Source organism: Streptomyces sp. NPDC042364, assembly GCF_056437585.1.
In genome coordinates, this window is the sequence record NZ_JBWKAJ010000019.1 from 1 (window position 1) to 18,334 (window position 18,334).

The following is an 18,334-nucleotide window of genomic DNA, read 5'->3' on the forward strand; positions in this document are numbered from 1 at the left end:
CGGGGGGGCGCGCCCTGCCGGGCGGGGGCCGGTTTCTTCACCGGGGGGGCGCGCCACCCCCCCCCCCCCCCCGCCCCCGCGGGGGGGGGGGGGGGGCCCCCCCCGGGGGGGGGCCCCCGCCCCCCGGCCGTCCGGATCCGCCGGGGGACGAGGTCATCCGGGGACGGTGCAGTCGAACGCGTGCAGGTAGGGGTTGACGGGGCGGATGTCCTCGATGACCAGGCCCGCTTCCGTGATCCGGGCGACCATGCTCTCGGTGGTGTGCTTGGCCCCTCCGACGTTGAGGAGCAGCAGCAGGTCCATGGCGGTGCTGAACCGCATCGACGGCGAGTCGTCGACGAGGTTCTCGATGACGATGACCCGCGCTCCGGGACCGCCCGCCTCGATGACGTTGCGCAGGGTCCGGCGGGTGCTGTCCTCGTCCCACTCCAGGATGTTCTTGATGATGTACACGTCGGCCCCCGCCGGGACGGCCACGCGGCAGTCCCCGGGCACGATGCGCATCCGGTCCGCGAGCGCGCCTCCCGGTCGCAGCCGCGGGTCGGCGTTCTCCACCACGCGCGGCAGATCGAGCAGGATGCCCTTCAGCGACGGGTGCTTCTCCAGCAGGCTCGCCACGACGTGCCCCTGGCCGCCTCCGAGGTCCGCCACGGACGAGCTCCCCGACAGGTCGAGGAACTGCGCGACGTCCCGCGCGGACTGCGCGCTGGAGGTCGTCATGGCGCGGTTGAAGACATCGGCCGATTCCGGGGCGTCGTTGTTGAGGTAGTCGAAGAACTCCTTCCCGTACAGGTCCTCCACGACGTTCCGGCCCGAGCGGACCGCCTCGTCCAGCCTGGGCCAGGCGTCCCAGGTCCACGGTTCGGTGCACCACAGCGAGATGAAGTGCAGGCTGTCCGGGGCGTCCTCGCGCAGCAGACGGGACATGTCGGTGTGCGCGAAGGTCCCGTCCTGCCGCTCGGCGAAGATGCCGTAGCAGGACAGCGCCCGCAACAGCCGGCGCAGCGGCTTCGGTTCCGCCTTCACCGCGGCCGCGAGGTCGGTCACGGATCGCGGTTCGTCTCCGAGGGCGTCGGCGATCCCGAGCCGGGCGGCCGCACGGATGGCGGCGGCACACGCGGCCCCGAACACCAGCTCCCGTAGCCGCATGGCAGGCGGTGGTGCAGTCTGTGCGGTCGTCATGCGCCGCTTCCCTTCGTCGAGTTCATGAGAGACGCTCCTGAGCGGCCATGGCGCCGGTCAGCACAGTCCCGCCGGCTTGGACGCCCGGCAGGAGTTGCGCGCGAAGACGTTGCCCGTGCCGGTGTCGGCGTTGACCAGGTCCGCCGGAGCGTTGCCCGTCACCACGTTGTCGGTGATCCGGTTCCGCTCGCCGGGGGTGCCCACGAAGCTCTTGAACAGGACGACGCCGCCCGACAGCGAGGAGGCGCCGACGTTGTCCATGACCCGGTTCCCCGTCACCAGGGTGTCCTCGGTACCGGTCAGCACGATGCCGGAACCCTGCAGAGCGTCCAGCCGCGCGGTCTTGGGACAGGACTTGTTGTTCCGCGCGACGAGGTTGTCGCGCACGGTCAGGGCGCCGGCCTTCGGCTTGTTCTCGTCGCCCACGACGAACACGCCCGCGCAGTTGCCGGTCAGGTGGTTGTCCGCGACCGTGAGGTTCCGCAGACGCCGGACGGTGACACCGATGCGGTTGCCCGTCAGACGGTTGCCCTCGACCACCGTTCCCCGGGTGTCCTTGGCGCCCTCCTCGGCCTTGATGGTGTTCGCCAGGAACAGGCCGGCGTCGCCGTTCCCCCGGGCGGTGTTCCCCCGGAGCACACTGCGGACGGAACGCTCCTGGGCGATGCCCCAGATGCCGTTGTCCGTCGCGGTCACGTTGCGCACCGTCAGCCCGTCGGTCGCCAGGCCGACCACGCCGCTGCCCGCGAATCCGGTCACGGTGAGGGAAGCGATGGTGACGCCCTGGACGTCGCGGTCCTTCGTGCCGGTCACGCAGATGCCGTTGCCGCCCTGGGAGCAGCTGTCGCCGGCCTTCCGCGCGCTCGGTCTGACGACGGTGCTGCGGCCCATGCCGCGCAGGGTGATCCAGGGCGTGCTCACCGTGACGCTCTCGCGGTACGTGCCAGGGGTCACGAGAACGGTGTCACCCGGTTCGGCCGAGTCCACGGCCTCCTGGATCGACTCCCCGGGGAAGACCAGGATCATCGGGTGGGCGGCGACCGGCGGGGCGGCCGCGAGCCCCGTGCCGATGACCGCTGCGGCACACACCATGGAGGTGATATGTGATTTCTTCATATTTGGCACGGTATTTCCCTGACCCGGGTGAACAGGCCGGATAGACCATCCGGCGGCGTGTCCTGCGCGCGTCCCCGGCAACCCCGTTCCGGGGGTCGACTCTCCCCCTGGTCAGGCGTGAGGCGGTGACACGAAAGGGCGGCGGACGGGAGCCCATCGGGCCGAGGCCCGAGGCCCGCGGTCACCGGGCATGCCGGGACAAGGGGCAGCTCCCCCGTGGCGGGTGAGGCGCCGGAACGGCCACTGGGCTGCGATGGGGGTGGCGGCCCGTCGGCGGGGGTCGCTGTCCGGGTGACGCCCAGCGGTGTCCCGGGCCGACTCGGCGAAGGGGACACCGTGGCGCACTGGCGGGCTCTGATCGTTCTCGGAACGGCCCAGTTCCTGATGGTCCTGGACACCTCCGTCATGAACGTCTCGATCAGTCAGCTGGTCGAGGACTTCGACACCGAGGTCACGGCCATCCAGGCCGTGATCACCCTGTACGCGCTGGTCATGGCAGCGTTCATGCTCATCGGAGGACGCCTCGGGGACATCCTCGGGCGACGCCGTGTCTTCCTCCTGGGCCTCGTCGTCTACGCCACCGGCTCGGCCCTGACCGCCGTCGCCCCCACCCTGTGGGTCCTCGCGCTGGGCTGGTCCGTCATCGAGGGAATCGGGGCCGCCATGGTGCTGCCGGCCATGGCGGCCCTCGTCGCCGAGTCCTACCGGGGACGGGACCGGGCCGTCGCCTACGGCGTCATCGGCGGACTCGCCGGTGCCGGCATCGCGGTCGGCCCGCTGCTGGGCGGCTGGGTCACGACCTACCTCACCTGGCGGCTGGTCTTCGCCGGCGAGGTGGTCGTCGTCGTGACCGTCCTTCTCTTCCGCCGGGTGATCGCGGACACCCCGCGGACCGGCCCGCGTCCCACGCTGGACGCCGTCGGCGCGACCCTCTCGGCCGCCGGCCTCGCGCTGGGTGTGCTGGGGGTGCTCCAGAGCGGCACCTGGGGCTGGGTGCAGCCCCGGAACCCGCCCTTCACGATTCTCGGATTCGCGCCGACGCTGTTCGTCGTCGCCGCCGGAGTGGCCGTACTGGCCTTCTTCCGGCACTGGGAAGCGCGCCGGGAGCGCCAGGACCGCGATCCCCTGGTGCATCTGTCCCTGCTGGGCGTACCGGCGCTGCGGTCCGGCCTGATGACCCTGCTGAGCCAGAACCTCATCCTCCTCGGCCTGTTCTTCACCGTCCCGTTGTACCTCCAGGTCGTCCAGGGGTTCGACGCGTTCCAGACGGGCCTGCGGCTGCTCCCGGTCTCCGTCACCATGCTCGTGGCGTCCACGGTCGCCGCCCGGCTCGGGCGGCTGGTGGGGCCGCGCCGCATGGTCCGGCTGGGCCTGGCCGCACTCGTCGGGGCCGTGGTGTGGCTGCTGGCCACCCTGGACCCCGTCATCGACGACGCGCAGTTCGCCTGCGCCATGGCCCTGCTCGGCGTGGGCATGGGCATGCTCGCCTCGCAGCTGGGCAACGTAGTCCAGTCCAGTGTGGACGAGGAGGAACGCAGCGAGGCCGGCGGTTTGCAGTTCACCGCGCAGAACCTGGGCTCCGCGCTGGGTACGGCGCTCATCGGCTCGATCCTCGTGGGCGCGCTGGCCCACGCCTTCACCTCGCAGGTGGCCGACGACCCGCGCCTGTCCGAGGAGACCCGTGAGCGGACGGGCGTCGCCCTGGAGGCAGGGATCTCGTTCGTCCCCACCGACCAGGTGCGCTCGGCCGCCGAGCGGGCCGGACTGCCGCCGTCCGAGGTCGAGGCGCTCACCGACGCGTACGCCTCGGCCCAGCTGAACGGCCTCAAGGCGGCCCTCCTCGCCGCCGGCGGCATCACCCTCGCCAGCTACCTCGTCACACCGCATCTGCCGACGGGGCGGACGGGACGGACGGGCGGGAAGGGCCGCGCACTGCCGCCGGACTCCGGCGCCCCGGCCGCCGGAACGCCCGGACCTACCCGCCGCTCATGAAGGGGGCTCCCGTGTCCGACAGCGACCGGACCACCACCCCGGCACAGTCCACCACCCCGGCGCAGTCCACCGGCCCGGCGCGGACCACCGCCCACGACCGCCCCACGGCCCGGGCTAAGCGGGCCGAGCGCCGGGCCCACGCGGACTACACGGGCGGTATCTACGGCTCCATGCTGGCGGCGTCCGTGGTACTCGGCGCCGGCACCCTGGGCTCCTTCCCACGGCTGGAGATCGTGCTGCTGTTGCTGCTCACCGGCATCGTCTTCTGGATCGCGCACGTGCACGCCGTGCTGTTCGGGGAACGTCTCGCCGAGCGCACCCTGGACCGCCGGGTCGTGCTGCGCGTCTGCCGGGAGGAGTGGCCGATCATGAAGGCCGCCGTCCCACCGGCGCTGGCGGTGGCGATCAGCCCGCTCCTGGGCCTGGGCGTCCAGGGCGCCGTCTGGCTGGCGCTCTCGGTCGCCCTGGCCGGGCAGGTGGGCTGGTCCGTCGCGGCGGCACGCTGGGCCGGGGCCTCCTGGCGCCTCGTGGTGATCGCGGCCTCCGTCAATGTGCTCCTCGGCCTGCCGATCATCTGCTTCAAGCTCCTCGTGAAGCACTGATCCGCTTCCCTGGTCCCTGGTCCCTGGTCCCTGGTCCCTGGTCCCTGGTCCCTGGCACGGGCCGGTTCACCTGCACGGGGTGAGGTCTCGGGACACACCGACCGGCACGATCGTTGGGGTAGGGACGGAGTCCGTACCCCGGCCGCCCGCGGGAGAGCAGCTCATGCGCTACGAGATCCGCGTCGAGGGACATATGTCGGAGACGCTGGCCAAGGCCTTTCCGGAGCTGGACCATGTGCTGATGTCCGGTCAGACCCTGCTGTTCGGTCACGTCGTCGACGAGGCACACCTGTACGGGCTGCTGGCGCGCTGCCAATCGCTGGGACTGCGAGTCATGGAGATGCGGCAGCTGCCGGAGTGAGTCACCGCCCTGACTCCCCCTCCCGCCCCCCGGAACCGGCATCGGAGCCCTCCGAGGGGGACGGTCCCCCGCCCCGTCGGCGGAGCCCCACCTCCACCGCGGTCGCCAGCACCCGCGCGGCCCCGCCCACGAGGAGCAGCCCCACCACCATCTGGACCATGGTCGCCACCCTTGCCGTCTGCGAACGGGCGGAGATGTCGCCGAAGCCGACGGTGGTGAACGTCGTCAGAGTGAAGTACAGGGAGTCCGTCCTGGTCATCGGCTCGCTGAAGGAGCCCGGCGTGGTGCGCTCCATCAGGTAGTACGTGGTGGCGAACACCACCAGGAACAGGAGCAGGGTGACGGCGAGGGACTCGACGGCCCGCAGCCGGGGGTAGGGCGAGCGCGCGATGGTCCTGACCTCCCACACGAACAGCAGCAGGACCGCCAGCAGGCCGCCCACGATCAGCACCAGAGCACCGCCGGCGCGGTAGTCGTCCAGCGGCAGCAGGTAGTACGCGGTGAGGAGACCGGCGGTCATGAGCACCGTCCGGGTGACCACCGTGACCGTCGTCCGACGCCGGGCACGGCGCTCCCGGTTCCGCCGGGAGCCGGCCGGACGGGAGCGGCCGTGGCCCGCCCGCATCTCAGAGGGATCACTCATCTCGTTCCCATCCTCTCCGCCACACGGCAGATGCGCGCTCCCGCCTCCACCGGCCCGGCGCCACGGGGATGCCCCTCCCACCGGCCCGCCCCCGCCCGGACGCCCCCGGATCACCCGCCGCGGGTGACCCGGCGGTCGGCCGAACGGGGCACGCTGGCCGAGTCGGCCGAACGGGGCACGCCGGCCGAGTCGGCCGCCACCGGGCCCTGGGGCGGTCGGCCGTCCCACGGCCAGGGGAGTGCGAACGCCCCGCGTGACAGTGCGAGGAGGACTCCATGACCGCGTCGCACGACCCCGCGCCGGCCTCCGGGCGGCCGGGTGAAACCGACCCCGTCACCTCCCGGCCGACGATGGCCCCCGGCTCCGCCGCCCACCACTCCGCACCCGGACCGGGCCCCGCGGCTCACCACCGCGCGGCCGGCCCGGACCCGGCGGCGCACGCCCCCGCGGCAGGACCCGGCTCCGCGGCCTCCCGGCCGGCGGACGGCCCGGCGGAGGCGCTCGGGGGCCTCGGCGGATCCCGGGCCTGGCTTCTGGGCTCGGCCGTCGCCACGATCGTGCCGGGCATCCTGGTGCTGGTCTGGCCGGACGGGACGCTGCACGTCCTCGCGGTCCTGGTCGGCCTGCACCTGCTCGTGCTCGGCGGCTTCCGCTTCGTCGCGGTGTTCGCCCGCCCCGGCCACGGCGAACGACTCGCCGGACTGCTGGTCGCCGTGCTGTACGTCGTGGCCGGAGTGCTGTGCCTGAGGAACCCCCTGCAGACCATCGCCGCACTGGCACTGATCGTCGGCATGGTGTGGCTGGTGACGGGCCTCATCGCCCTCTACACGGCCATCTCGTCCGGGGACCTGCCCCATCGCGGCTTCCTCGTCGGCGCCGCGCTGCTCGGCGTCGTCGCGGGGGTCGTGGTGCTGGCTCTGCCGGCCGAGTCCGCCCGGGCCCTGACCCGCCTGCTCGGCCTGTGGCTCGTGCTGCTCGGTCTGGCCGAGGGCGCCGTAGCCCTCGGCGGGCGCGCCGCACTCGGCAGGGCGTCCGCCCGAAGGAGGAGCGATGGGCTCTGAGGAGACCCCGGGCACGCCCCACTCCGGCGATGCCGTACGCGGTGAGAGCCAAGGCCGGAAGGCGTGCCCCGGTGGTGCCCACCCCTAGGGGCAGGACCGAACGGGTCGCCGCCGGGCTGCGCGCGGGTCCGGCCGCCCGACTCCTGCCCCGCCTCACGGCCCTCAACGTGGTGGAGGGCTCCGTGCGCCTGGCCGCCCAGGCCTTCGTCACCGCCCTCCCCCTGCTCATGACGGTGGCGGCGTTCGCGCCCGGAGCGGTGCAGGAACTGCTGGTCGACTCGCTCCGCGCGGTGCTCGGGATACGCGGTGACACGCTCGACGAGATGCGCCGGGCCTACGCGGCGACCGGCACGACCAGGGACACCGTGGGCGCCCTGGGGGTGGTGATCACGCTGGTCTCCGCCACCGCCTTCAGCCGGGCCCTCCAGGCGGTGTGCGAACGGTGCTGGCACCTGCCGCGGGCACCACTGCGGTGGGTGACGGCATGGCGCTGGCTGCTCTGGCTGGTGGTCTGGCTGGGCGTCCTGCTGTTCCAGGCTCCCCTGCGCGGCGGCTTCGGGCTGGGCGCCGTGACGGGGCTGGTGCTGTCCGTGCTGTCGGCGCCGCTGCTGTGGTGGTGGTCCCAGCACCTGCTGCTGGGAGGACGGGTCGGCTGGCGTGAGCTGTTCCCCGGAGCCGTGCTGGCGGGAACGGGCACAGTGGTGCTGAGCTGGGCGGCCCGCCTGTTCATGCCCGCGGCCATGCAGCGCAGCCTGGAGGAGTTCGGCCCGCTCGGGCCGGTCTTCACCTTCATGTCCTGGCTGATCGCGGTCTTCCTGGTCGCCGTGTCGGGCCTGGCCCTCGGCCCGGTGGTCGCGTCCAGCGCCTGGTACCGGACGGCCGCCCTCCCTCGCCGCCGGACGCCGGACCACGAGTGAGCCGATGTGCCCCCCGTCCGCTACGGCGCCTCGGCTTCACCCTTCCCGGGTGAGGACGCGCGGTCCCCGCCGTGCGCACGCTGAGGGGGCAAGGCCGGGCGTGACCGCCGGGCTCGGGCAGGACGGAGGAGAGACATGAGTGGGCCGACCTATCTCGCGTACGACTATCCACTGCTGAGCGCCTTCTGGACGATGCTGGTGTTCTTCCTGTGGATCATGTGGTTCGTCCTGCTGTTCCGGGTCATCGCCGACATCTTCCGCGACGACGAGCTGAGCGGATGGGCCAAGGCGGGCTGGCTGGTGTTCGCCATCCTCCTGCCCTTCCTGGGCGTGTTCGTCTACGTGGTCGCCCGTGGCAAGAACATGGGCCGCCGCGAGGTGGCGCAGGCGCGGGCCCAGCAGCAGGCCTTCGACAGCTACGTCCGTGAGACCGCGGCCGGCTCCGGTGGCCGGCCTTCCAGCGTCGACGAACTCACCAGGCTGTCCGAGATCCGCGCCCGGGGTGACATCACCGACGACGAGTTCCGCCGGGCCAAGGAACTGGTGCTGAGCGGCTCCGGCACCTCGGAACGCTGACTCACGTCCCCCACTGCTCCGGTCGCCGACCGCGCCCGGAGCCGACACGAAACGAGGCAGCAGAATGGCAACCACACACCACACCCGCCCCACGGGCACACACTCGGCCAAGCAGGGATGGGCCGTCGGACTGACGGCGTTCGCCGCCGTCATGCTCCTGATCGCAGGTGTTCTCGATGTGATGCGCGGGATCGCGGCGATCGCCGAGGACGACATCTTCCTCGCCACCCGCAACTACGTCTACGAGTTCGACCTCACCAGCTGGGGCTGGATCCATCTGATCCTGGGTGCCGTCGCCCTGATCGTGAGTGCCGGCCTGTTCCAGGCGTCCACGTGGGCACGCGTCGCCGGCGTGGGGATCGCCTCGCTCATCATCATCGCGAACTTCCTCTCGCTGCCGTACTACCCGGCCTGGTCGATCGTGATGATCGCGATGTCCGGCTTCGTCATCTGGGCCCTGTGCGTGGTGCGCAAGGACGACTCCCTCGCATCGAGCGACATGTGAGGGACGCAGGACGGAAGCGCCGCGCGGGAACGGCCGTGGCGCCGGGGGCTCTCGCCGCCGTCGCCCGGGCCGGCCCCTGGCCCACACCGCCCGGGCCGGCCCCTGGCCCACACCGCCCGGTACGGACGGTCGGCCGGTCCCGGACGCGACAGCGCCCCTCCCGGCGCAGGCGGTGCACGCCGCCGGCGGCGTGCCGTGGCCGGTGCCGGTCCCCCTCGCCGTCCGGGTCCTGGCCGGCCCCGGCCCACCCCCGGTGGCGCGTCGACCCCCCGGCGGAGGGACACGGGTCAGTCCGTCCGTAGCGCCATCGCGTCACCCCGGCCCGCGCCAGGGCCGGCCGGCCCCGGGCGGGCAGCGGGCACCCGACGGCCACCCCGTCCGGCCGAACCGGGTGGGACGCGCCGGTCGGCGCACCAGAACACCCAGAAAGGCGGAGACCCATGTGCCGGTGGCTTGCCTACTCGGGAACACCCGTTCTGCTCGACACCATCCTCTACCGGCCCGCGCACTCGCTGATCGACCAGAGCCTGCACTCGCGGATGGGCGTGGAGACGACCAACGGCGACGGGTTCGGCATCGGCTGGTACGACTCTTCCTCGCGCACCCACACACCGGCCGTCTTCCGGGACATCGGACCGGCGTGGAGCAACCGCAATCTCCGGGAGATCGCCGACCACGTCGAGTCCCCGCTGTTCTTCGCCCACATCCGGGCGACGACCGGCACGGCGGTGCAGCAGACCAACTGCCACCCGTTCCGCCACGGCCGCTGGATGTGGATGCACAACGGTGCGATCGCCGAGTTCCAGCGGATGCGCCGGGACCTCGCGCTCGCCGTCGACCCGGAACTCTTCCTCGACATGGAGGGCTCGACGGACTCCGAGATGATGTTCTACCTGGCCCTCACCTTCGGCCTGGAGCAGGATCCGCCGGGTGCCGTGGCGCGCATGGCCGGCCTGGTGGAACGGACCGGCCGGGAGCACGGGGTGGAGTTCCCGCTCCAGATGACGGTGGCCGTCACGGAGGGAGAGCGGCTGTGGGCCTTCCGCTACTCCAGCCAGGGCGCCTCACGCTCCCTCTACTACAGCACCCGGGTGGAGACGCTCCGGTCGCTCCACCCCGATCTGACCTTCCTGCGCGAGGTCTCCGACGAGACCCGGCTCGTCGTCTCCGAGCCCCTGGGCGATCTGCCCGGCGCCTGGAACAAGGTCCCGGAGAGCAGCTACGGCGTGGTGCAGCAGGGCGGCGACGAACTGCTCTCCTTCGCCCCGCAGAACTGAGGCCGGGTTCAGATCCGATCCCGGGCGGCCCCGACGAGGGCGTCGAAGAGGTTCTGCTGGGCGCGGTCGTCGGCGGCGGTGTCCTCGGGATGCCACTGGACGGCCGTGAACCAGCCCTGCGCACCCGGCAGTTCCAGCGCCTCCACCGTGCCGTCCACCGCCGTGGCCGCCACCTCCAGGCCGGCGCCGAGCCGGTCCACCCGCTGGTGGTGGTAGCAGGACGCGTCGACCTTCTCGGCACCCGTCACCCGGGCCGTCAGCGACGCCGGACGCAGGGTGACGGGGTGCACGAGGTGCCGGTGCTCGCGCTCCGGGCCGCCCATGTCCTGCTCCAGGGTGCCGCCGAGGGCGACGTTGACGACCTGGAGGCCCCGGCAGATCGCCAGCAGCGGCAGGCCCAGGGCGAGGGTCTCGCGGGCGACCGCCAGGTCGAAGGCGTCCTGCGCCTCGTCCACGTCGTACACGGTGTCGTGGGTGTCGGTGGCGCCGTAGCGGTGGGGGGCGAGGTCGCCGCCACCGGGCAGCAGGACACCGTCGAAGCGGGCGAGGCGGGCGGCCACGTCCTCGGCGGCGGGGTGCACTCCCACCGGCTCGCCGCCGGCCCGCCACACCGCCTCGACCAGGGCGCGGGCGTTGACCTCGGCGGCGTACCGCAGCGCGGACGTGGTGGCGGCGAACCGGGCCGGAATCGCGATCAGGGGCCGCGGGTGCGAAGGAGTCACAGCTGGATCCAGGTGGTCTTCAGTTCGGTGTACTTCTCGATGGCGTGGATGGACTTGTCGCGGCCGTTGCCCGACTGCTTCATGCCGCCGAAGGGCACGGTGAGGTCGCCCTCCTCGTAGCAGTTGACCCAGACGGTGCCCGCCCTCAGGGCGCGGGAGACCCGGTGCGCGGTGGACAGGTCGGAGGTCCACAGTCCGGCGGCGAGGCCGTACTCGGTGGCGTTGGCCAGGCGTACGGCCTCGTCCAGGTCGTCGAAGGTCAGCACCGAGAGCACCGGGCCGAAGATCTCCTCGCGCGCCAGGCGCATGCCCGGGTCCACCCCGTCGAAGACGGTGGGCCGCAGATAGCTGCCGCCGGTGCCGGTCAGGGTGCGCTCGCCGCCGGCCCGCAGCCGCGCGCCCTCCTCCCGCCCGGTGCCGATGTGGTCGAGGACGCGCTCCAGATGGGCCTCGCCCACCAGCGGGCCCATCTCGGTCGCCGGGTCCAGCGGGTCGCCGACGCGCAGCTCCCGGGCGCGGGCCACGATCGCCTCGGTGACGCGCTCGGCGACGGAGGAGTGCACCAGCAGCCGGGAGGGGGCGGTGCACATCTCGCCCTGGTTGAAGAAGATGCCCCAGGCGGCGGTGGCGGCCGCCTTCTCCAGGTCGGGGGCGTCGGGGAGGATGATGTTCGGCGACTTGCCGCCCAGCTCCAGCCAGACGCGTTTGAGGTTGGAGTCGGCGGCGTAGCGCAGGAAGTGGCGGCCGACCGCGGTGGAGCCGGTGAACGCCAGCACATCCACGTCCGGGTGCAGCCCGATGGCCTGCCCGGCCGCGGGTCCGTCGCCGGTGACGACGTTGAGGACGCCCGGCGGCAGCCCGGCCTCGGTGGCGATCCGGCCGAGCAGCAGTGCCGAGAGGGGCGAGTTCTCCGACGGCTTCAGCACGACCGTGCAGCCGGCGGCGAGCGCCGGGGCGACCTTCCAACTGGCCAGGGTGAGAGGGAAGTTCCAGGGCACGACGGCGCCGACGACACCGGCCGGCTCCCGCGTGACCAGGGCCAGGGCGTCCGGGGCGGTGTGGGGGGACTCGTCGGTGAGTTTGTCGGCCAGCTGTCCGTACCAGCGGAAGGTGTTGATCGCGGCCCGCAGCTCGATCCCGTAGGCGTCCGTGATCGGCTTGCCCATCTCCAGGCTGACGGTGAGGGCCAGCTTCTCCCGCTGCTCTTCGAGCAGTTCGGCGACGCGCAGCAGGATCCGGCCGCGGTCGGCGGGCGCGAGCCGGGGCCAGGGGCCGGAGTCGAAGGCGCGCCGCGCGGCGGCCACGGCCAGGTCGACCTCGGCGGGGCGCGCGTCGGCGACCTCGCGCAGGACCTGCCCGTTCCGGGGCGAGACGACCGTGAACGCCGCGCCCCCGCCCGGCTCGTCCACCCCGTCGATGTGGTGGTGGGCGGGCAGGTCCAGGTCCTTGGCGCTGCGCAGGAGGTCGTCGTGGGCGAGGGCCGGCATCAGCTCTCCTCTTCCTGGTTCGGGTCGGCGGCAGGTCGGATCGACGGGCGGTGGGAGCGTTGGGCCGTCGGATCGATCGGCGGGGTCGTACCGACGGGCGGGGTCGTACCGACGAGGCGGTTCGACGGCGGTGGGTGGGCCGGCGGCGGCACCAGGGGAGTGGCGCCGCCGCCGGCCGCGTGGCGGGACGTCGGGGTCAGCCCGCGGCGGCGTGGCTCCGCCGGGTCAGGCGGGCCGCGACGAGCCCCAGGACCAGCACGGCCGGCACGGTCAGCTGGAGCCAGACGGCGGTGGCGGGGTCGCCGCCGATCAGGGTGGTGAAGTTCTCGATGATCAGCCAGATCGCCCCGGCGATGCCGAGCGCGCCCAGCACGGGGGCGATCAGCGTGTTCCAGGGCCGGGTGTCGGCGCGTGAGCGGCGGAAGAAGACGACCACGGACACGGAGGTCAGGAAGTAGAGGAGCATCATCGCGAGCACGGCGACCCCGCTGAACCAGGAGAAGAGCGTCAGCACCGGGTCCTTGCCGAGGAGCGCGAACGGGACGACGAGGGCCACCGCGATCACCGTCTGGACGGTGCCGGCCACCCAGGGGGAGTGACGGCCGTTGAGCGCGGTCAGACCGTGCGGCAGCAGACCCTCGCGGCCCAGGGAGAACAGGTAGCGGTTGGCGGAGTTGTGGAACGCCAGGACGCCCGCGAACAGTGAGGTGGCCAGCAGGATCGGCAGGACATCGCCCGTCCACGCGCCGAACAGGTCCGCGATCGGGGCGAACACCCAGGCCGTGGCGTCGCCGCTCTCCAGTGCCCTGCCCGCCTCGGCCGTGGCCCGGGAGGCGCCGTGCGCGGAGACCAGCATCCATGAGGTGAAGGCGAAGAAGCAGGTGACGACGGCGACCGACAGATAGGTGGCCCGGGGGACGGTTCTCCTCGGTTCCCGCGCCTCCTCGCCGTAGATGGCGGTGGCCTCGAAGCCGAACATCGACGCCACCGCGAACATCAGCGCCACACCCGGGGCGCCCTGGAGCGCCGCGTCGGGGGAGAAGCTGTCGGCGAGGCCGAGCCCCTCGGGGCCGCCGCCCTTGAAGAAGGTCACCAGGGCGAAGGCGGTGAGGATGCTGAACTCGGCGAGCACGAACACGGCGAGCACCTTGGCGCCCATCTCGATCCCGGCGGCGCCGAGCACCTGGACGACCGCCATCGTGACCAGCGCCCAGACCCACCAGGCGATGCGTACGTCGGCGTAGTGCTCGACCAGGCCGCTCATCGTCGCGCCGTACAGCCCGTACATCGCGGCCTGGATCGCGCAGTAGGCGAAGAGCGCGACCCCGGCGCTGCCGGAGCCCGTCGACCGGCCGAGGCCCTTGCCGATGTACGTGTAGAAGGCGCCGGCGTCCACGACGTGGCGGCCCATGGCGACGAAGCCGATGGAGAACAGCAGGACCACCACGCCGGCCGCGACGTACGCGGCGGGGGCGCCCGCCCCGTTGCCGATGACGACGGCGATGGGCACGGCACCGGCGATGCCGGTCAGCGGGGCCTGGGCGGATAGGACGAAGAAGAGGATGCCCAGGACGCCGAGGGAATCGGGCTTGAGCCTGCGGGCCGTGGAGGAACCTTGCGTGGTGTGCGGGGCGACCGCCGTCTGACTGTCCACTCGGATCACCTGTCGGGGACGGGGAGGGATGGAGGTTCGTTTAGGGCCAAACGAGTTGCCTTATCGTGGGCTTGAACTATCCGTTTGGCAAGGGGCTGGGAGCAAGATTTTCCAGTGGGTGGACAGCGCCGCACAGCTGCCCCCGATCGCCGCCCAGGAACACGGGCAGGCCCCGGACGCTCGGCGTCCGGGGCCTCGGAATATGCAGGTGGGAGCGTTACTCCGGGGCGTCTCCGGCGTCGTCGGCGACGCTGCCGCCGCCCGCCCGGCTGTCGTCCCCGTCGGCGTCCAGGAGCCGCAGCAGGGCGCGCAGCCGCTCCAGGGCGGCGTCCGTGACCTCCGGCTCACCCAGCACGAGCTGGTGCAGCACCAGACCGTCGAGCGCGGCGAACACCAGCCGGGCCAGCGCATGGTCCGCGCCGGCCGGCAGCATCCGGCTCAGCTCCCGCCGGGTGGCGTCGAAGTACTCGTCGTACAGCGCGCGCAACTGAGGCAGCAGCTCCGGGCTGCGGCGTGACTCCAGCAGCAGCTCGTACTGGAACGCCTGCCTCCCGGGGTCCGCCGTGACCATCTCGGACAGCCCCGTCGAGAAGTCGGCGACCCTGCCGGTGCCGGGTTCGAGCGCGCTGACGCTCAACGACGTGCGGATGGTGTGGGCGAGCGCCTCCTCGATCAGCGCGTCCCGCGACCCGAAGTGGTGGACCACGAGACCATGGGTGACACCGGCCTCCTCCGCGACGGCCCGATAGGTGAGCTTGCGCAGTCCGCCGCGCGCCACCACCCGTACCGCGGCGTTGAGCAGGGCCTCCCGTCCTTCGCCGTAGTGCAGGCGCTTACGGGGTTTCCGGCTCTCGGGCGCGTCGGCGGATTCGGTCATGCCGGTGACCCTACCGGTACGGTTCCGCAGCCTCCGGCGAAGGGCGGCGTCAGCGCCGGGGCGGGCGGATGCCGCGGAACTCCCAGTCGCCGCCGAGCGCGGTGGACAGCACCTCCTCGGACTCGGTGGGCTGCGCGCCGACGTCGGTACGGATCGGGGTCGGGCCGGTCACGATGTGGTTGGTGAGCCGTCCGAGGCCCTCCACCTCGACCTCGACGACGTCGCCCGGCTGTACGGGCCGGGAGTTGGCCGGGGTGCCCGACAGCAGGACGTCGCCCGGGTACAGGGTGATGGTGCGGGCGATGTCGGCGACGAGGTAGTGCATGTCCCACTGCATCTCGTCGGTCGAACCGTCCTGCGCGACCTCGCCGTTGACGTATGTCCTGAGGCTCTTGCCGCGGAAGTCCCAGTCGGTGACCAGCCCCGGCCCGAGCGGGCAGAGGGTGTCGGAGCCCTTGACCCGGAGCATGGAGCCGGCGTCGGTGTCACGGAAGTCGTGCAGGCCGTAGTCGTTGGCGACGGTGTAGCCCGCGATGTACTCGCCCGCCTCGTCCGGGGAGATGTTCCGCGCCGTGCGTCCGATGACGATGGCGACCTCGCCCTCGTAGTTGAGCCACTTGCAGCCCTCGGGGCGCACGACCGCGCCCTTGTGGGAGTTGAGGGCCGAGGTCGGCTTGTGGAAGTAGGTGGGCGTGTCCGGCAGTTCGATCCCGAACTCGTCGACCCGGCTGCGGTGGTTGAGGTGGACGGCGATCACCTTCGACGGCACGACCGGCGTCAGGTGGTGCGCCTCCTCGGTCTTGACCCGGCGGCCGTCCCCGGCGACCAGCTCGTCACCGTCGACGGTGACCTGGACGGCGGCGCCGTCGAGCAGGATGCGGCGGTACTCAGGCATGGGCGGACTCCTCTACGGGGGTGTGGGATGCGGTCCAGCCGTCGGCGGGCCGGTCGAACCAGAGGTGCACCTGGCCGGTGCCGATCGAGTTCTCGTACTCGCCGTACTGGCGGGCGCTGGCCACGCACGCGCGCTCGCCGAGGGCGCCGGCCATCATCAGGTAGTGGAAGAACCTCGCCTCCGGCTTGTACTTCCAGAACTCGTCCATGGTGTCGAGGACCCGGTCGTGGCGGCCCTCCTTGAACCAGGCGATCCGCTCCTCGTCGGCCGCACGCGCCTCGGGCGTGAAGATGTGCACCGGGTCGCTGGCCTCGTGGTCGCGCAGTTCGCGCAGCGGCCAGAAGGTGTGGGAGAGGGCGCCCGAGGCGATCAGCAGCACCCGGCGGCCCGGGGTGGCCGCGATGCCGTCGGCCAGCGCCCGGCCCAGCCGCAGATGGTCCTCCATGTCGCCGGTCTGGCAGACGCCGATCGTCACCCACCGCTTGTCCGGCAGCCCCTCCCCGAGGAACTTCCACAGGTTGATGGTGGCGTAGTAGACCGGCAGGTAGTCGTCCTCGATCGCGGTGATCCAGGTGCCGTGCTTGTCAGCGAACTTCTCGATGTTGCGGGCGAGTTCGGGGTCGCCGGGGAAGTCGTACGGCATCCGGCACATGCCGCGCGGCAGCTCCTCGGAGGTGAACAGCCCGGCCCGCCGCGCTTGCGCGGTGACCACGAACTCGACCGTGGTCGCCCAGTGCGAGTCGAGGACGACGACGGTGTCGTAGTCGTCCCGCTCGAAGACGTCCCTGCGGAGCTGCTGGAGGCCGGTGACGAGGGTGATCTCCTTGCCCTCGTTGAGCTCCAGCCGGTCCTCCTCCGGCAGCACGATGGTGGGGACGTGGGCGAGGAGGCCCGCCCCGACGATCTCACCCATGGTTCGTCCATCCGTTCGGTGCGGTGACGGTGTTCTTCAGGTCGCAGTAGAAGTCGAAGCTCCAGGTGCCGCCCTCGCGGCCCACCCCCGACTGGCGGGAGCCGCCGAAGGGCGCCTGGAGGTCGCGTACGAAGAAGCAGTTGACCCAGACCGTGCCCGCGACGAGTCGTGCGGTGACCCGTTCGGCGCGTGCCCGGTCGCCGGTGGCGAGGGTGGCGGCGAGCCCGAAGCGGGTGTCGTTGGCGAGCCGGACGGCCTCGTCCTCGTCGGCGAAGGTCTGGAGGGTGAGGACCGGCCCGAAGACCTCCTCCTGCACGATCTCCGAGTCCTGGGCCACATCGGTGAGCAGGGTCGGCGCGTAGTACTGCCCGTCGAGCCGGTGCCCGCCGATGACGGCCCGCGCCCCGGCCGCGAGGGCCCGCTGGACGAACCCGTCGATCTTCTCCAGCTGCCGGGGATGGATGTTGGGCCCGATGTCGGTGGCCTCGTCCCGGGGATCGCCCTGCTTCAGCGCGCTCGCCTTCTCGGCGAACCGGCGTGTGAACTCCTCGGCGACCGCCTCCTCGACGAGGAAGCGCGTCGCGGCCAGACACACCTGCCCGGCGTTGTCGTACTGCTCCACCGCCAGGTCGACGGCGAGGTCCAGGTCGGCGTCCGCGAAGACCAGCAGCGGCGACTTGCCGCCGAGTTCGAGGCTGAGCGGGGTCAGACGGGCGGCGGCCGAGGCGGCGATCCGCCGGGCCGTGGGCACCGATCCGGTGAAGCTGATCCGGCGCACGTCCGGGTGCGAGGTGAGGGCGTCGCCGATCTCGGAGCCGTACCCCTGCACGACGTTCAGCACGCCGGCCGGCAGTCCCGCCTCGGCGGCGATGTCGGCGAGCAGGGAGGCCGTCAGCGGCGACCACTCGGCGGGCTTCAGCACCACGGTGTTCCCGGCGGCGAGCGCCGGGGCGACCTTCCACGTGGCGAGCATCAGCGGGGCGTTCCACGGTGTGATCAGCACGCAGGGGCCGGCCGGGTCCCACGACACGTGGTTCGTGTGCCCCCGTGTCTCGAACTCCTCGTGCTCCAGCCGCAGCAGCCAGTCGGCGAAGAACCGGAAGTTGTGCGCGACCCGAGGCATCACCCCGCGCCGGTGGGACCGCAGCAGGGCGCCGTTGTCGGTGGTCTCGACGACCGCGAGTTCCTCGAGGCGCTTCTCCACGCCGTCCGCGACGGCGTGCAGGATCCGCGCCCGCTCGGCCCGCGAGGTGGCGGCCCACCCGGGAAACGCGGCCTTCGCGGCGGCGACGGCGGCGGCGGCCTCGGCGGGCCCGCCCCGGGCGATCTCGCCGAGGGCGGCGCCGTCGATGGGGGAGTGGTCGGTGAAGGTGCCGGAGGAGGCGACACGTTCGCCACCGATCCAGTGCCGGGTGTCGACGGACACACCGCCGACGATGATCTTGTCAGACATGAGAGGGAGCTTCCTTTTCCATGAAGGGGCAGTGCGCCCGCCCAGGGGCGCGGGCCGTATCGGTATGCGGCCGCGCCGCATGGGCGCGGCCGGTCACGGCG

At 72.4% G+C, this 18,334-nt stretch carries 18 protein-coding genes; 8 read left to right on the forward strand and 10 right to left on the reverse strand.

The genetic code is table 11. The features are described 5' to 3' along the window. Positions 1 to 153 precede the first annotated feature (153 nt). Positions 154 to 1,182 (reverse strand): methyltransferase, encoded by a 1,029-nt coding sequence (locus tag AC067N_RS29775; protein ID WP_478681980.1) that lies wholly within the window; start codon positions 1,180 to 1,182, stop codon positions 154 to 156. A 57-nt stretch (positions 1,183 to 1,239) separates the two neighbouring features. Next, positions 1,240 to 2,298, reverse strand: coding sequence for a right-handed parallel beta-helix repeat-containing protein (locus AC067N_RS29780; protein ID WP_478681981.1), 1,059 nt, complete (start codon positions 2,296 to 2,298; stop codon positions 1,240 to 1,242). 336 nt (positions 2,299 to 2,634) lie between these two features. Here AC067N_RS29780 and AC067N_RS29785 point away from each other — a divergent pair, with 336 nt between their 5' ends. The 3 genes from AC067N_RS29785 (at position 2,635) to AC067N_RS29795 (ending at position 5,253) form a co-directional block, all read left to right on the forward strand. Further along, positions 2,635 to 4,290, forward strand: a complete 1,656-nt coding sequence (locus AC067N_RS29785; RefSeq protein WP_478681982.1) for an MFS transporter — start codon at positions 2,635 to 2,637, stop codon at positions 4,288 to 4,290. Positions 4,291 to 4,301: 11 nt separating this feature from the next. Next, positions 4,302 to 4,892, forward strand: a complete 591-nt coding sequence (locus AC067N_RS29790) for a hypothetical protein (protein WP_478681983.1) — start codon at positions 4,302 to 4,304, stop codon at positions 4,890 to 4,892. A gap of 163 nt (positions 4,893 to 5,055) precedes the next feature. Next, entirely contained in the window at positions 5,056 to 5,253 is a 198-nt protein-coding gene (locus AC067N_RS29795; RefSeq protein ID WP_478681984.1) for a hypothetical protein, read from the forward strand. Between the two features lies 1 nt (position 5,254). Here the strand turns inward: AC067N_RS29795 and AC067N_RS29800 are convergent, their stop codons facing one another. Next, a complete protein-coding gene (locus tag AC067N_RS29800; RefSeq protein WP_478681985.1) occupies positions 5,255 to 5,896 on the reverse strand; it encodes a potassium channel family protein in 642 nt (213 codons plus the stop codon). Between the two features lie 275 nt (positions 5,897 to 6,171). Here AC067N_RS29800 and AC067N_RS29805 point away from each other — a divergent pair, with 275 nt between their 5' ends. From AC067N_RS29805 to AC067N_RS29825, 5 genes are all read left to right on the forward strand, one after another. Continuing rightward, positions 6,172 to 6,957, forward strand: a complete 786-nt coding sequence (locus AC067N_RS29805; RefSeq protein ID WP_478681986.1) for an HdeD family acid-resistance protein — start codon at positions 6,172 to 6,174, stop codon at positions 6,955 to 6,957. A 71-nt stretch (positions 6,958 to 7,028) separates the two neighbouring features. Beyond that, positions 7,029 to 7,874, forward strand: a complete 846-nt coding sequence (locus AC067N_RS29810; RefSeq protein ID WP_478681987.1) for a YhjD/YihY/BrkB family envelope integrity protein — start codon at positions 7,029 to 7,031, stop codon at positions 7,872 to 7,874. Between the two features lie 135 nt (positions 7,875 to 8,009). Next, a complete protein-coding gene (locus tag AC067N_RS29815; RefSeq protein WP_478681988.1) occupies positions 8,010 to 8,450 on the forward strand; it encodes an SHOCT domain-containing protein in 441 nt (146 codons plus the stop codon). Between the two features lie 64 nt (positions 8,451 to 8,514). Continuing rightward, a complete protein-coding gene (locus tag AC067N_RS29820; protein WP_478681989.1) occupies positions 8,515 to 8,955 on the forward strand; it encodes a DUF7144 family membrane protein in 441 nt (146 codons plus the stop codon). Between the two features lie 440 nt (positions 8,956 to 9,395). After that, a complete protein-coding gene (locus tag AC067N_RS29825; RefSeq protein ID WP_478681990.1) occupies positions 9,396 to 10,232 on the forward strand; it encodes a class II glutamine amidotransferase in 837 nt (278 codons plus the stop codon). A gap of 8 nt (positions 10,233 to 10,240) precedes the next feature. On the opposite strand, the gene AC067N_RS29830 is transcribed toward AC067N_RS29825, so the two are convergent. The 7 genes from AC067N_RS29830 to AC067N_RS29860 all read right to left on the reverse strand — a co-directional run bounded on the left by AC067N_RS29830 (position 10,241) and on the right by AC067N_RS29860 (position 18,233). Further along, complete coding sequence (locus AC067N_RS29830; RefSeq protein ID WP_478681991.1) at positions 10,241 to 10,954, reverse strand: gamma-glutamyl-gamma-aminobutyrate hydrolase family protein; 714 nt, start codon at positions 10,952 to 10,954, stop codon at positions 10,241 to 10,243. Then, positions 10,951 to 12,441, reverse strand: coding sequence for an aldehyde dehydrogenase (locus AC067N_RS29835; protein ID WP_478681992.1), 1,491 nt, complete (start codon positions 12,439 to 12,441; stop codon positions 10,951 to 10,953). The genes AC067N_RS29830 and AC067N_RS29835 overlap by 4 nt, the downstream gene beginning before the upstream one ends. A 196-nt stretch (positions 12,442 to 12,637) precedes the next feature. Further along, positions 12,638 to 14,095 (reverse strand): APC family permease, encoded by a 1,458-nt coding sequence (locus tag AC067N_RS29840; protein ID WP_478681993.1) that lies wholly within the window; start codon positions 14,093 to 14,095, stop codon positions 12,638 to 12,640. Positions 14,096 to 14,312: 217 nt separating this feature from the next. Next, entirely contained in the window at positions 14,313 to 14,972 is a 660-nt protein-coding gene (locus tag AC067N_RS29845; protein ID WP_478681994.1) for a TetR/AcrR family transcriptional regulator, read from the reverse strand. A gap of 49 nt (positions 14,973 to 15,021) precedes the next feature. Then, positions 15,022 to 15,867 (reverse strand): fumarylacetoacetate hydrolase family protein, encoded by an 846-nt coding sequence (locus tag AC067N_RS29850; RefSeq protein ID WP_478681995.1) that lies wholly within the window; start codon positions 15,865 to 15,867, stop codon positions 15,022 to 15,024. Beyond that, the gene (locus AC067N_RS29855) at positions 15,860 to 16,780 is read right to left on the reverse strand and encodes a 3,4-dihydroxyphenylacetate 2,3-dioxygenase (RefSeq protein WP_478681996.1); all 921 of its coding nucleotides are present in this window, start codon (positions 16,778 to 16,780) and stop codon (positions 15,860 to 15,862) included. Before AC067N_RS29855 ends, AC067N_RS29850 begins: the two co-directional genes overlap by 8 nt. Next, the gene (locus AC067N_RS29860) at positions 16,773 to 18,233 is read right to left on the reverse strand and encodes an aldehyde dehydrogenase (protein ID WP_478681997.1); all 1,461 of its coding nucleotides are present in this window, start codon (positions 18,231 to 18,233) and stop codon (positions 16,773 to 16,775) included. The genes AC067N_RS29855 and AC067N_RS29860 overlap by 8 nt, the downstream gene beginning before the upstream one ends. Positions 18,234 to 18,334: the final 101 nt, after the last annotated feature.

What these genes read in the sequence shown, in the direction of transcription:
- AC067N_RS29775 (WP_478681980.1), bottom strand. Translation starts at nt 1,182, where the DNA reads ATGACGACCGCACAGACTGCACCACCGCCTGCCATGCGGCTACGGGAG.
- AC067N_RS29780 (WP_478681981.1), bottom strand. Translation starts at nt 2,298, where the DNA reads ATGAAGAAATCACATATCACCTCCATGGTGTGTGCCGCAGCGGTCATC.
- AC067N_RS29795 (WP_478681984.1), top strand. Translation starts at nt 5,056, where the DNA reads ATGCGCTACGAGATCCGCGTCGAGGGACATATGTCGGAGACGCTGGCC.
- AC067N_RS29800 (WP_478681985.1), bottom strand. Translation starts at nt 5,896, where the DNA reads ATGAGTGATCCCTCTGAGATGCGGGCGGGCCACGGCCGCTCCCGTCCG.
- AC067N_RS29805 (WP_478681986.1), top strand. Translation starts at nt 6,172, where the DNA reads ATGACCGCGTCGCACGACCCCGCGCCGGCCTCCGGGCGGCCGGGTGAA.
- AC067N_RS29815 (WP_478681988.1), top strand. Translation starts at nt 8,010, where the DNA reads ATGAGTGGGCCGACCTATCTCGCGTACGACTATCCACTGCTGAGCGCC.
- AC067N_RS29820 (WP_478681989.1), top strand. Translation starts at nt 8,515, where the DNA reads ATGGCAACCACACACCACACCCGCCCCACGGGCACACACTCGGCCAAG.
- AC067N_RS29825 (WP_478681990.1), top strand. Translation starts at nt 9,396, where the DNA reads ATGTGCCGGTGGCTTGCCTACTCGGGAACACCCGTTCTGCTCGACACC.
- AC067N_RS29835 (WP_478681992.1), bottom strand. Translation starts at nt 12,441, where the DNA reads ATGCCGGCCCTCGCCCACGACGACCTCCTGCGCAGCGCCAAGGACCTG.
- AC067N_RS29845 (WP_478681994.1), bottom strand. Translation starts at nt 14,972, where the DNA reads ATGACCGAATCCGCCGACGCGCCCGAGAGCCGGAAACCCCGTAAGCGC.
- AC067N_RS29850 (WP_478681995.1), bottom strand. Translation starts at nt 15,867, where the DNA reads ATGCCTGAGTACCGCCGCATCCTGCTCGACGGCGCCGCCGTCCAGGTC.
- AC067N_RS29855 (WP_478681996.1), bottom strand. Translation starts at nt 16,780, where the DNA reads ATGGGTGAGATCGTCGGGGCGGGCCTCCTCGCCCACGTCCCCACCATC.
- AC067N_RS29860 (WP_478681997.1), bottom strand. Translation starts at nt 18,233, where the DNA reads ATGTCTGACAAGATCATCGTCGGCGGTGTGTCCGTCGACACCCGGCAC.